Genomic DNA, 12202 nt, shown 5'->3' with positions numbered 1-12202 from the left:
GTCGCCGGCTTCAGACTGTCTTAATCGGCGAGTTCGATTTCGCCGCTGACCGTCGTGCTGACCTGGCTTTCGCCGGCTTCGATCGGGGCCGGTGCCACGGCGCTGGCCATTTCCATTTTGGCGGCGCGCAGCATCGGCATCGGTTGCGCGAAGCCGCTCTGCTGGATCGACAGGCGCTTGATGCGATAACTCTTGCCCAGCGTCTCGGCAATCACGGCGGCCCGGGCTTCGAAGGCGCGGATTGCGTCGCGTGTGACGCCGGCCTCGACTTCCTTGCGCGTGGCCGGCGACGGCATCTGGCTGACATTGCCGAGTGCCAGTTTCATCTGTTGCAGGCGCGCGAGCAGTTCCGAGATGGCGGCGCTGTCCTTCGATTCGAGCAGCAGATCGGCGCGCATCCGCCAGCCTTCGATGCGCCGGCCATTGCCGTAGATCGGGTAGGTGTTCTGGTTGCCGCTCTTGACGGTGACGCCGGTGGTCTTCTTGATCAGTTTCAGCGCCTCGTTGAGGTCACGATTGACCAGGCGCGCGACTTCGGCCGGATTGCCGGCATTGGCTTCGGCATACACCTGGGCCTGGATCAGGTCATTGGCGGCGGGGCGGCTCGCTTCGGCGGAAAGTTCGATCAAGGCGCCGGCATGGGCGAGCGGCAGGCTGCCGGCGAGCAGTGCAACAAGGGTGAAATGGCGGAAGGACATGGTGTTTCTCCTGATCAGCGGGTGCGTGCATTATCCGCGTCGCGACGCCGGGCGCAGCCGGCTGAATGTTAAGATTTGTTGCATGAACGAACTTGAAATCCTCGCCGAGCGACTCGGCACAAGCCTGCTGGCGCGCGGTGAATGGCTGACCGCGGCCGAGTCCTGTACCGGTGGCTGGCTGGCCCAGTCGGTGACGGCGATTGCCGGCAGTTCCGGCTGGTTCGAACGCGGTTTCGTGACCTACTCGAATGCCGCCAAGGTCGACATGCTGGGCGTGCCGGAAACGACGCTGGAACGGCACGGCGCTGTTTCGGAAGCGACGGCGCGGGTGATGGCGCAGGGCGCGCTGGCTCACAGCCGGGCCGACTGGGCGGTGGCGATTACCGGCATCGCCGGGCCGGGCGGCGGCACGCCGGAAAAGCCGGTCGGCACGGTCTGTTTTGCCTGGGCCGGCAAGGAAGGGGCTTGCATCGCGCAGACCTGCCATTTCGTCGGCGAGCGGGCAGCGGTGCGCGAACAGGCGGTGCGGCACGCCCTGCTCGGTCTGCAATCCTGCCTGGATGCAGCCATCAGCGTGGCTTGATTCGGCAGCAAACAGCCGTACCCGTTTAAAAAACTTTACAATCGGGGCGGGAGAGAACGATGCGCTACATTGAGCTGGAGGCGGGGCGAGCCGGGCAGGTCCTGGATGCGTGGCGGGCAGAAATGCCCTTGGCCGGCGTTCTGGCTTTGCTGGCCGAAGCCGACAAGGACAAATTGCCCCTTTTGCAGGCGGCTTGCCGCGATCGCGGCATCGCACTGGCGGGTGCCATTTTCCCGGCCCTGGTCGTTGATCAGCAATTTGTCGGCACGGGTGCCTGGTTGCTGCCTTTTCCGGTCATGCCGCCGGTTTTTCTCCTGCCGGAGTTGAATGCCGGGGAGCTGCCGGCACTTGCCCGGATGGTCGCGGCAGTGCGTGCCGGTTTGCAAGAACTCCCGGCCGACTCGGCCAAGCCAACGCTGTTCCTGCTGTTCGACGGCATGCTGCCGAATGTCGCCAGCCTGCTCGACGATCTCTATCTCGACATTGCGAATCGCGTCGACTACGCCGGCGTCAATGCCGGCAGCGAAACCTTCCAGCCCATGCCCTGCCTGTTCGATGCCGAGCAGGTCGTTGGCAATGGCGTGCTCGGCCTGTTGCTGTCCGGCAATGCCGGCGCGGTGCTCGAACATGGTTTCAGTTCGCCGGAAAGGGCGATGAGTGCGACGTCGACCGCTGGCAACCGGATCGCGATGATCGACTGGCGTCCGGCTTTCGCCGTTTACCAGGAAATCATCAAGGCCAACTATGGCATCGAGCTGAGTCGCGCCAATTTCTATCAGTACGCGGTGCACTTCCCGTTTGGCATTCTCTGCGCCAATGGCGAAGTGGTGGTCCGCATTCCCGTGGCGGTGGCTGAAGACGATTCGCTGTTCTGCGTCGGCGAGGTTCCGGAAAATGCCATGCTGGTCCTGCTCAAGGCGCCGTCGGCCGGCGAAAATGGCTGCATCCGGCGACTGGCCGGGAAGCTGCACGCTGCTAACGGTGACGTCAAGGATGCGCCCCTGCTGACCTTCTACTGCGCCGGCCGGCGCATGCATCTGGGCGAGGCGGCGGCGAGCGAGCTGGCCGAGTTGTACGCCGACAGCGGCGCTGCGACGATGGCCGGTGCCCTCTCGCTGGGCGAAATCGGCAGTACCGTGCGGCGTGGCTATCCCTTGTTCCACAACGCGACGCTGGTCAGCATGCCCTGGCGGCCCGCATGAACCGCGAACAGATCCTCAGCATCCTTTATGACCTGTCGCTGGCGATCGGCAGCGAGATTCATCTTGATGCCCTGCTCAAGCGCACCCTGCAGCGTCTGCTGTTCCACACCTCGTTTCCGGCCGGTGTCGTGCTGGTCGATCAGGAGAGTTCGGAATTCGGGATGGCGGCGACGCTTGCTGCTGCTGTCGGTGACCATGTCCTGGCCGAACGCTGCGGCAGCCGTTTCAACCTGCCTGACGGCCTGCTTGGCGGCAAGGTCGAGATGCTGGCCGATGCGGCGCTGCTCGACGTCCTGTCGCTCGATCAGCGTTATGGCCATTGCCTGCGCCTGCCGGTCGACGCCCGGACTTCGATACTTTTGCTCTCGCCCGAGGCGTTTGTCAGTGTTCTGCCGCTGACTCAGATCTTTCAGCCGGTGCTGGCCAATCTGGCGCGCGCGATCACGCTGTGCCGCAACAACGAGCGTTTGACCGTGGCGCTGGCGGCTGACCGTGACGATGCCCGCGCCGAACTGGCCGTGGCTCTGGCGCAAAGCGAGCGCGAGCGGGCCTTTCTCGACAGCCTTTACGAGGCCATTCCCGATCTGGTCTGGGTCAAGGATACGGACGGTGTTTATCTGTCATGCAATCCGACCTTCTCGCGCCTTTACAACGCCCGCGCTCATGAGATCGTCGGGCGTCGGGATGTCGATTTCGTCAGCCAGGAGCTTGCCGATTTCTTCCGGGAAAAGGACCGGGCGGCAGCATCGGCCGGTGTGCCGACGATCAACGAGGAATGGCTGACCTTCGCTGACAATGGCTATCGTGGCCTGTTTGAAACGATCAAGACGCCGATGCGTGGCGATGATGGCCAGCTGATCGGGATTCTCGGCATCTCCCGCGAAATCACCGAGCGGCGGCGCATCGAGGAGGCCTTGCGGAGCAGCGAGGCGGAACTGGCGCGGCATCACCAGCAGCTGGAAAGCCAGGTTGCCGAACGGACGCGCGATCTGGCTGCGGCCAACGCCCGCCTCGAGCAGACGCAGTTCGCGATGGATCGCGTCGGCATCGGCATCCACTGGGTTGATTGTGCGACCGGACATCTGCTCTATGTCAATCAGGCGGCGGCCGACATGCTGGGTTACAGCCGTGCCGAAATGCAGACGCTCAATGTGGCGGACATCGACCCCGCATTCCCGGCCACGAATTTTGCCGAAGTGACGGCGCAGATGCAGCAGAGCATGAGCAGTTTCGATACCGAGAACCGGCATCGCGACGGGCGCCTGATTCCGGTCAATATCACCCTGCATTACCGCGCAGCGACGGCGGCGGAGCCGGCCTGTTTCATTTCTTTCGTGCGCGACATCAGCGAGCTGAAGAAGGCCGAGCAGCATCTGCTGCTCGCCAAGGAAGCCGCCGAGGCGGCGACGCGCGCGAAGAGCGTCTTCCTCGCCAACATGAGCCACGAGATCCGGACGCCGATGAATGCCATCCTTGGCACCGTGCATCTGATGCGCCGGGCCGGACTGAGCGAGGAGCAAACCGGCCAGATGGGGCGGATCGAGAATGCGAGCCAGCATTTGCTGTCGGTGATCGATGACATCCTCGACCTGTCCAAGATCGAGGCCGGCAAGCTGGAGCTGGAGGAAGTTGCGCTTGACCCGAATGGCATCATGCATGAGGTGGCCCAGATGCTGGCCGAGCGTGCCCGTTCGTCCGGGCTTAGCGTACGGGTCGAAGGCGATGTCCTGCCGGCTGGCCTGCTCGGCGATGCGACGCGGCTCAAGCAGGCGCTGATCAATTACGCCAACAATGCGATCAAGTTCACCGAGCGGGGTTCGGTCTGTCTGCGCGGGCGTGTGCTGGAAGACTCGCCGCAGGGCGTGCTGTTGCGTTTCGAGGTTGAGGACAGCGGTATCGGCATCGCACCGGCGGCGCTGGGGCGTTTGTTCAATCCCTTTGCGCAGGCCGATGCATCAACCACCCGCAAATATGGCGGTACCGGGCTCGGGTTGGCGATCACTAAGCATATTGCCGAGCTGATGGGCGGCCAGGCCGGCGCAGTCAGTACGCCGGGACGGGGCAGCGTTTTCTGGATCACCGCCCGCCTGAAACGGCAGGCCGTGGCGGCCGCTGTGCCGGAGAGCATCCGGGAAGGCGATGCCGAAGCGGTGTTGCTCGGGGAGTTTGCCGGCAGTCATATCCTGCTGGTCGAAGATGATCCGATCAATCGCGAGGTGGCGATCATGCTGCTCGAGGATGTCGGCCTGGTCATCGACATTGCCGAAGACGGCATCGCCGCCATCGAGCAACTCGAGCGGCATGCCTACGACCTGATCCTGATGGACATGCAGATGCCGCGTCTGGATGGCCTGGGCGCCACGGCCCGCATCCGCCAGATGGCTTGCGGCCAGTCGGTGCCGATTCTGGCGATGACCGCCAACGTCTTTGCCGAGGACAAGGAGAATTGCCTGGCTGCCGGCATGAACGACTTTGTCAGCAAGCCGGTCGATCCGGCGGTGCTCTACCAGACACTGTTGTACTGGCTGCAGAGCGCGCGGCAGGCCGTCGGCAAGGGCTGACGGCGTCTACCGGTCAACCCGCGAAAAAGGGCAAAAATGCCCTTTTCGCAAGGTCGACCGTCTAGCTGGGCAGCGGCTCGAACAGCGCCGCCAGGTCGTCGGTGCCGAACTTGACGTCCACGCGGTGGTCGTCGGACAGGATGCCGGCCGCGAGTTCGGCCTTGCGTTCCTGCAGGGCGAGGATTTTTTCCTCGATACTGCCGCCGACAATCAGCTTGTAGACGAAGACTGGCTTGTCCTGGCCGAGGCGGTGCGCGCGGTCGGTGGCCTGGTTTTCGACTGCCGGGTTCCACCACGGATCGTAGTGGATGACGGTATCGGCCGCGGTCAGGTTGAGACCGACGCCGCCCGCCTTGAGGCTGATCAGGAAGACCGGAACTTCGCCTTCCTGGAAGCGGCGGATCGGCGCTTCGCGGTCGTCGGTGCTGCCGGTGAGCAGCGCGTAGGGGATGCCGATCGCGTTCAGTTCGTCTTCGATCAGCGCCAGCATGCTGGTGAATTGCGAGAAGACGAGGATCTTGCGCCCTTCATCGACCAGTTCCGGCAGCATCGCCATCAGCAGGTCGAGCTTGGCTCTTTCCCTGACCTTGGTGGCCGCCGTTGCCTTGACCAGGCGCGGGTCACAGCAGACCTGGCGCAGCTTGAGCAGCGCATCGAGAATGACGATCTGGCTGCGCGCAAAGCCGCGCTGGGCGATTTCGTCGCGCACCTTGGCATCCATCGCGGCGCGTACCGTTTCGTAGAGGTCGCGCTGGCTGCCTTCGAGTTCGACCGAGCGGATGATGATGGTCTTGGGCGGCAGTTCCTGCGCGACGTCTTCCTTCTTGCGGCGCAGGATGAAGGGGCGGATGCGGCGGGCGAGCAGGTCGCGACGCTGCGTGTCGCCGAGCTTTTCGATCGGCGTGCGCCAGTGCTTGGTGAATTGCTTGCTGGTGCCGAGGAAGCCGGGCAGCAGGAAGTCGAACTGGCTCCACAGCTCGCCGAGATGGTTTTCCAGCGGCGTGCCGGTCAGGCACAGGCGATGCCGTGCGTCGATCTTGCGCACCGCTTCGGCGCTCTGGCTCTGCGCGTTCTTGACCGTCTGCGCCTCGTCGAGGATGAGCAGGTGGTAGCTGTGCTGCATCAGCACGTCGGCATCGCGCCAGAGCAGCGGATAAGTGGTCATCACGACATCGTGCTCGGCGATCTCGCCGAAACGGCTCTTGCGCTCCGGGCCGTGCAGCGACAGCACCTTGAGGGCCGGGGCGAAGCGTGCCGCCTCGTTTTTCCAGTTGAAGATCAGCGAGGTCGGCAGGACGATCAGGGCCGGCTTGTCGAGGCGGCCGGCTTCCTTTTCGAGCAGCAGGTGGGCCAGCGTCTGGGCTGTCTTGCCGAGGCCCATGTCGTCGGCGAGGATGCCGGAAAGGTTCTGCTGGCGCAGGAACTGCAGCCAGGCAAGACCTTCCTTCTGGTACGGACGCAATTCGAGGCCGAGACCGGCCGGCGGTTCGATGTCGACGATGCCCTGCGCCAGGCGCAGCTTGTCGGCGAGCGCCAGGATGTCGCCCTGGCCCTTGAACTGCCAGCGGCTGATGTCGTTCAGTTCGGCCAGACGCGGTGCGTCGAAGCGCGACAGACGCAGCGTGTTGCCGCCGCTGAAACCGTCGAACAGGTCGATCAGCGTTGCGGCGAGCGGCTTGATGCGCCCGGCCGGAACGCGCAGGCGCTTGCCGTTGGCGGTTTGCAGCTCGACCGGCTCATCGTCGGGAATGAAGGCCAGTTGCAGGGCTTCCAGCCAGCGCGCATCGCGCCGGAAAAGGCCGGCCAGTAAGGGTGCCAGCGGCAGGCGCTGACCTTCGACGATGATGCCCATGTCGAGGTTGAACCAGCCGTTGTCGGCTTCGACGAGGTCGGCTTCCCAGCCGTCGACGTCGAGTACGTGGTGGCGGAAATCCTCGGGGAATTCGATCTGCCAGCCGGCTGCCTTGAGCCGTTCGCAGCCGTCCTGCATGAAATTGGCCCAGTAGCCTTCTTCGGCCAGACCGTAGATGCCCTGCGGCGGGCTGCCGAAGGTGGACAGCGTGTGGCCGGGAATCTTCTCCAGGCCGCTGCCGGAGAGCACCTTGAGCGCGGCGGCTTCGGCTTCCGGGCGGCGTTTCAGGCGCACCGTCTCGCCTTCGGGCAGGGTGATGAATTCGTGGCGTTCGTCGGGCCGGATGTCGGCATCGGCATAACGGAAGACGACGCGGGCGATGTCGAACGGGCCGCCGTTGAAATTCTGCGCGTAGCCGCGCCAGGCGCGGTTGCCGTGCGTGTGCAGGGTGTCGAGCTGGAGGATGGCCTGCAGCGGCGCGTCGATCAGGCGCAGGCGTTCGCTGGCATCTTCGGCCGGCGGCGGCAGCTCCGGTGCCAGTTCGCACAAGGCCTCGGCGACCAGCGCCGCTTCCTTGGCGGAGAGCGGCGGCAGGCTGAACAGGCGGCTGACCACCGACGGATTGCCGGTGACTTCGAGCGGGCCGGTTTCGCCGGCATTGAAATCGAGATACCAGGGCGGGTCGACCGTCACAATCATGTCGGCGGCCGGTTCCGGCTTGAGGAAGGGGCGCTGGAAGCCGGCCGTATCGATTTGCCAGCCGATGCCGGCCGGGCGCACCGGGCCGGCGTTCAGCGGCAGGCTGAGATCGTCGCCGGAATACAGGCGATGACTGGCGGCGATGCGTTGCAGTGCTTCGGTGCCGTGTTTCGGGCCGAGGGCGAAGGCGCGCAGGCCGCTTTCGTGGCCGCGATCGGCCCAGAGCAGGCGCAGGATGACGAGGTCTTCCTCGTTGACGAACTGCGGCGGCGTGACCAGGGCGCGGTCGATCTTCCACCATTCCTCGGCATTTTCCGGGTACTTGCCCTTGCGGATCTCGACGCCGAAATGACGCTGGTCGGCGGTCCATTTCAGGATGTAGAAGAGTTGCTGCCGGGCGCCGCTCGGCCGGGCTTTCTTCTTGGCGACGGCAACCGAGGCGCGGCGCAGGTCTTCGACCCAGGAGAGGACGCCGGGGCTGACCCGTTCGACCGGATTGCGCTCCTCGATGGTCTTCAGCAGGATGGCCGCGACGTGCTTGCAATCGACGCCGGCCGCACAGGTGCAGCCGCTGATCAGCGAAACGTTGCCATCCTTGTGCTGCACGATGCGGGCGATCGAGGTGTAGGGCTTGCGGGCCGAGCCGGGCACGATGGCGCGGACGCGCTCGCTTTCGATGTCCAGGTCCTGGACCAGATCAACGTAGGGGCGGGCCTTGGCGAGTTCTTCTTCGCCCAGCCAGTCGATCAGGTCGTCTTCGGTGAAGTTGTCCAGGGTGGTGGCGGTCATTCCGGTTCAGTGAAAAAGCGCGGCGGCGAGACAGGCAAGCAGCAGGGCGATGATCGCCAGCCAGCGGTTCTGCTGGCGCTGGACGGCAATCAGTTGTTCGAGTTGGGGTTGCAGGTCGGCCTGGTGCGGCCGGTTGAGCGCCTGATGCACGAGGCGCGGCAGTTGCGGAATGCTGCGCGCCAGATAGGGCGCTTCCTGCTTGAAGGTCTTGACCAGGCCACGCCAGCCGATCTGCTCGCTCATCCAGCGTTCGAGGAAGGGCTTGGCGGTTTTCCAGAGATCGAGTTCGGGGTCGAGCTGGCGGCCGAGGCCTTCGATGTTGAGCAGGGTTTTCTGCAGCATCACCAGTTGCGGCTGGATCTCGACATTGAAGCGGCGCGAGGTCTGGAACAGGCGGAGCAGGATCTTGCCGAAGGAAATGTCCTTGAGCGGGCGGTCGAAAATCGGTTCGCAGACGGCGCGGATGGCGGCTTCGAATTCATCGACCCGCGTTTCCTTGGGTGCCCAGCCCGATTCGATGTGCGCTTCGGCGACGCGCTTGTAGTCGCGGCGGAAGAAGGCGAGGAAGTTCTGGGCGAGGTAATTCTTGTCGCTATCGGTCAACGTGCCGACGATGCCGAAATCCAGCGCGATGTAGCGGCCGTCGGCATGCACGAAGATGTTGCCGGGGTGCATGTCGGCATGGAAGAAGCCGTCGCGGAAGACCTGCGTGAAGAAAATCTCGACGCCGGCGGCGGAGAGTTTCGACAGGTCGATGCCGTCGGCGCGCAGCTTGTCGATCTGCGAAATCGGCGTGCCGTGCATGCGTTCCATGACCATCACGGTCGAGGTGCACCAGTCCCAGTGCACTTCCGGCACGATCAGCAGTTGCGAATCGACGAAATTGCGGCGCAGTTGCGAGGCATTCGCCGCTTCGCGCATCAGGTCGAGTTCGTCGCGCAGGTACTTGGCGAATTCGGCGACCACCTCGCGCGGCTTGAGGCGCTTGCCGTCGGCCCACAGGGTTTCGAGGAGCAGCGCAAAGTTGTCCATCAGCGCCAGGTCGTGCTCGATCACCGACAGCATGTTGGGGCGCAGGATCTTGACGGCAACTTCGTGTCCGCCATCCTCGTCCTTCAATTTGGCGAAATGCACCTGGGCAATCGAGGCCGATGCGACCGGTACCGGGTCGAATTCGGCAAACACTTCGCTGGCCGGTCGACCGTAGGCTTTTTCGATTTCCGCCAGGGCGAGTGCCGAAGGGAATGGCGGTACGCGATCCTGCAGGCGGGCCAGTTCGTCGGCGATGTCGGCCGGCATCAGGTCGCGCCGGGTGGACAGCACCTGGCCGAACTTGACGAAAATCGGGCCGAGCGCTTCGAGGGCCAGACGCAGGCGTTCAGCACGCGGTGCCGAAAGGTTGCGCCAGAACTGCAGGGCGTTGGCGAGGCGAACAAGGCGACCGCTCGGCTCATGTTCGAGCACCATTTCGTCCAGGCCGAAACGGCTGGCCACGGAGGCGATCTTGAGCAGGCGGAGGATACGCATGGCGGCAGTGGATGCCGGGCGGGCCGGGCAGTTGGGTCAAACGAGCATGTTAACACGTGCCCGTCGGTTGTGGCCCCGTGTTTTGCGCTTTTGCCGAGTGCCCCGATTTTGCCTCCGGAAGCTTGCAAGGTTCTTGATGACAGACGGGCATCTTGCGATAAACTCGACTGACAGGCGTGCAAGCCGTGCGCCCTGTCTGTCGAAAGTTGCTCAGCCTGCGCTCATGAACGAACCAAAAAATCCTTCCGAAATTGCCCGGGAAGCGCTCAAGCGTCTGGCGGTACGGCATATGGCGCCGACCCCGGCCAATTTTCAGGCCTGCTACAACGAAATTGCCAATTTGCCAAATGTGGCGCCTTTTCCCGATCAGCAATTGCGCCAGCTGGCGCTTGAACTGAAGGCACGCAACGAGGCACAGGAAAAGGCGCTGGGCGAGCTCGATGCAGCGATCGGCCGGCGTACCTGGAGCGGCGTGCAGGAGGCCTTCCTCGACTTTGTTGCCGCTGGCGAGAAAAGCAATTCCCGTGCCGGTGATCCGGCTGTCGTGCTGCCGGTGTTGCCGGCCGAGCTGGCGACCAAGCTGGCGCGTTTTGTCGAATGCATCCTGCCGGCGCTGGGCGATGAAAACGAGCGGGTCACGGCAACTGCCGCCGATTTCCTGCAGGCCTTGCGGCAGCCGTCGGTTGAAATTCCCGTCGTCCAGGGCAAGCTTGCCCTGATGACGCACCAGGTATTGTTTGCCGCCGAAGAGCAGGTCGAGATCAAGGAGTCCCTGCTCAACCTGTTGCACCTGATCATCGAGAACATCGGTGAGCTGAGCCTCGATGATCACTGGCTGAAGGGGCAGATCGACGGTCTGCTGGTGGCCGTGGCGCCGCCGCTGACGCTGCGCCACCTTGACGAGATGGAGCGGCGCCTGCGTGATGTGCTGGTCAAGCAGCACGAGGCCAAAACCCGCTCGATCGAGGTGCAGGAAGAAATGCGCCAGATGCTGGCCGCTTTCATCGAGCGCCTGTCGACGATGAATGCGTCGAGTGAATCCTTTCAGGGCAAGATCGAGGAAAGCGCCCGCCAGATCGAGAAGGTCGAGCGCATCGAGGAACTGGCGCCGCTACTCAAGGATGTCATTGTCGCGACCCGCTCGATGGCCGAAGAATCGGCGCGTTCGCGCGAGCAGTTGCGCAGCCTGCAGGACAAGGTGCTGAGTACCGAAGCCGAGCTCGCCCACCTGCATCGCGAACTCGACAGTGCCAGTGCGCTGGCCCGGCACGACCCGCTGACCGATGCGCTCAACCGCAAGGGCCTGGACGAGGCGCTGGCGCGCGAAATCGCCAGCATGCGGCGCAAGGAGACGCCGCTCTCGGTTTGCCTGCTCGACATCGACAACTTCAAGAAGCTCAACGACCGTCTCGGGCACGAGGCGGGCGACAATGCGCTGATCCATCTCGCCAACGTCGCGCGTCGCTGCATGCGGCCGACCGATACGCTGGCCCGTTATGGCGGTGAAGAGTTCATCATCCTGATGCCCGACACGCAGCTGGAGCAGGGGATTGACGCCATGGTCCGTCTGCAGCGCGAACTGACCCGTGCTTTCTTCCTGTCCGGCAAGGACAAGGTGCTGATCACCTTCAGTGCCGGCGTTGCCTTGTTGCAGCAGGATGAGTCGGGGGCCGATGCGATCAAGCGCGCCGACCAGGCGATGTATCTCGCCAAGCGCGCCGGCAAGAACCGCGTCATGGGCGCCTGAGTCGTCCGCAAACCGGCATGTCCCTGGCGCAGTGCTTTCCCCCGGTGGTCGCGGCCGATGCCCGCCTGCTGATTCTCGGCAGCATGCCGGGGCGGGCTTCGCTACTGGCCAATCAGTACTACGCGCATGGGCGCAACGCCTTCTGGCGCATCATGGGCGATCTGTTTGCTGCCGGCCCCGACTTGCCTTACGCGCAGCGCCTGGAAAAACTGCAGGCGGCCGGCGTCGCCTTGTGGGATGTGATGGCTGCCTGCGAACGGCCGGGCAGTCTGGATGCGGATATTGTCGCGGCGAGCGTGCAGGCCAATGATTTTGCCGCTTTTTTTGCGGTCAACCGCCGGATAAGCCATGTTTTCTTCAACGGTGCCGCGGCCGAGACCGCTTTTCGCCGTCTGGTCCTGCCGACGCTCGACGCGGCTGGCCTTGTTCTGCAGCGTCTGCCGTCGACCAGCCCGGCGCACGCTGCGCTCGCTTATGACAAGAAGCTGGCGAGCTGGTCGCAGATCATCAGCCAGGCCAATATCTAGCCGCGGGCAGCGTATAA

General features: G+C 64.1%; 8 protein-coding genes. 5 read left to right on the top strand and 3 right to left on the bottom strand.

Features of this window, described 5'->3' with window-relative positions:
• Positions 1–20 precede the first annotated feature (20 nt).
• A complete protein-coding gene (locus KI612_RS18315; RefSeq protein ID WP_226441489.1) occupies positions 21–698 on the bottom strand; it encodes an SIMPL domain-containing protein in 678 nt (225 codons plus the stop codon).
• 82 nt (positions 699–780) lie between these two features.
• Between KI612_RS18315 and pncC the strand changes: the two genes are divergently transcribed.
• Genes pncC through KI612_RS18300 form a run of 3 tightly spaced genes read left to right on the top strand, consistent with a single transcriptional unit; the run spans position 781 to position 5044 of the window.
• Positions 781–1281, top strand: coding sequence for a nicotinamide-nucleotide amidase (gene pncC, locus KI612_RS18310; RefSeq protein WP_226441488.1), 501 nt, complete (start codon positions 781–783; stop codon positions 1279–1281).
• 59 nt (positions 1282–1340) lie between these two features.
• On the top strand, positions 1341–2483 hold the full coding sequence (locus KI612_RS18305) for an FIST signal transduction protein (protein ID WP_226441487.1): 1143 nt from the start codon (positions 1341–1343) through the stop codon (positions 2481–2483).
• Positions 2480–5044 carry a PAS domain S-box protein gene (locus KI612_RS18300; RefSeq protein WP_226441486.1) on the top strand — a complete coding sequence of 855 codons (2565 nt, stop codon included), beginning with the start codon at positions 2480–2482 and terminating at the stop codon, positions 5042–5044. Before KI612_RS18305 ends, KI612_RS18300 begins: the two co-directional genes overlap by 4 nt.
• Before the next feature lie 61 nt (positions 5045–5105).
• On the opposite strand, the gene KI612_RS18295 is transcribed toward KI612_RS18300, so the two are convergent.
• Both KI612_RS18295 and ubiB read right to left on the bottom strand, forming a co-directional pair.
• The gene (locus tag KI612_RS18295; protein WP_226441485.1) at positions 5106–8384 is read right to left on the bottom strand and encodes a DEAD/DEAH box helicase; all 3279 of its coding nucleotides are present in this window, start codon (positions 8382–8384) and stop codon (positions 5106–5108) included.
• A 6-nt stretch (positions 8385–8390) separates the two neighbouring features.
• Positions 8391–9911, bottom strand: coding sequence for a ubiquinone biosynthesis regulatory protein kinase UbiB (ubiB, locus tag KI612_RS18290; RefSeq protein WP_226441484.1), 1521 nt, complete (start codon positions 9909–9911; stop codon positions 8391–8393).
• A 223-nt stretch (positions 9912–10134) separates the two neighbouring features.
• Here ubiB and KI612_RS18285 point away from each other — a divergent pair, with 223 nt between their 5' ends.
• Both KI612_RS18285 and KI612_RS18280 read left to right on the top strand, forming a co-directional pair.
• Positions 10135–11658: a GGDEF domain-containing protein gene (locus KI612_RS18285; RefSeq protein ID WP_226441483.1), complete on the top strand. Its 1524-nt coding sequence runs from the start codon at positions 10135–10137 to the stop codon at positions 11656–11658.
• A 17-nt stretch (positions 11659–11675) separates the two neighbouring features.
• Positions 11676–12185: a DNA-deoxyinosine glycosylase gene (locus KI612_RS18280; protein ID WP_226441482.1), complete on the top strand. Its 510-nt coding sequence runs from the start codon at positions 11676–11678 to the stop codon at positions 12183–12185.
• Positions 12186–12202: the final 17 nt, after the last annotated feature.

It is taken from the genome of Quatrionicoccus australiensis (genome assembly GCF_020510525.1).
Lineage (GTDB): Bacteria > Pseudomonadota > Gammaproteobacteria > Burkholderiales > Rhodocyclaceae > Azonexus > Azonexus australiensis_B.
Note: the sequence above shows the minus strand (reverse complement) of the source record. Positions and strands in the feature narration are given on the sequence as shown.

Bases quoted from the DNA above. Each gene is read 5' to 3' on its own strand.
- KI612_RS18300 (WP_226441486.1), top strand. From the start codon at position 2,480: ATGAACCGCGAACAGATCCTCAGCATCCTTTATGACCTGTCGCTGGCG.
- KI612_RS18295 (WP_226441485.1), bottom strand. From the start codon at position 8,384: ATGACCGCCACCACCCTGGACAACTTCACCGAAGACGACCTGATCGAC.
- KI612_RS18285 (WP_226441483.1), top strand. From the start codon at position 10,135: ATGAACGAACCAAAAAATCCTTCCGAAATTGCCCGGGAAGCGCTCAAG.
- KI612_RS18315 (WP_226441489.1), bottom strand. From the start codon at position 698: ATGTCCTTCCGCCATTTCACCCTTGTTGCACTGCTCGCCGGCAGCCTG.
- pncC (WP_226441488.1), top strand. From the start codon at position 781: ATGAACGAACTTGAAATCCTCGCCGAGCGACTCGGCACAAGCCTGCTG.
- ubiB (WP_226441484.1), bottom strand. From the start codon at position 9,911: ATGCGTATCCTCCGCCTGCTCAAGATCGCCTCCGTGGCCAGCCGTTTC.
- KI612_RS18280 (WP_226441482.1), top strand. From the start codon at position 11,676: ATGTCCCTGGCGCAGTGCTTTCCCCCGGTGGTCGCGGCCGATGCCCGC.
- KI612_RS18305 (WP_226441487.1), top strand. From the start codon at position 1,341: ATGCGCTACATTGAGCTGGAGGCGGGGCGAGCCGGGCAGGTCCTGGAT.